This window comes from Alcanivorax sp. HI0007, from assembly GCF_001635525.1.
In the GTDB taxonomy this organism is placed as follows: Bacteria; Pseudomonadota; Gammaproteobacteria; order Pseudomonadales; family Alcanivoracaceae; genus Alcanivorax.
Genome location: NZ_LWEJ01000109.1, coordinates 1 through 299, shown reverse-complemented (window position 1 = coordinate 299; position 299 = coordinate 1). Strand labels below are relative to the sequence as shown.

Sequence of the window (299 nt, the reverse complement as noted above, 5' to 3'; positions counted from 1 at the left end):
GCTTCGGTGAGGGTCTGCCGGAAGGCGCGGTGCTGGCCGGGCGTAAATTCTCCGGGGAAATCTGCGATGCGACCAAGGTTCAGGAGCATCCCCATCGCGATTGGGTTCTTACCCGCATTCTCTGGCTGGGAGGCATGGAACCCGGCCATAATCTGGGCGGTGACGTGGATAGTTTCCGTCGCTTTATTTATATTCACGGCACACCGGACAGCGAGACCATGGGGGCTCCCGCGTCTCACGGCTGCATTCGGATGCGTAACGCGGACATAATTCGCGTTTTCGATCAGGTGCCGGTGGGT

General features: G+C 59.5%; 1 protein-coding gene. It reads left to right on the top strand.

Features of this window, described 5'->3' with window-relative positions:
• Window positions 1–299 (top strand): L,D-transpeptidase (locus tag A3714_RS06400; protein WP_156493836.1); only part of this gene is annotated, 299 nt, incomplete at both ends.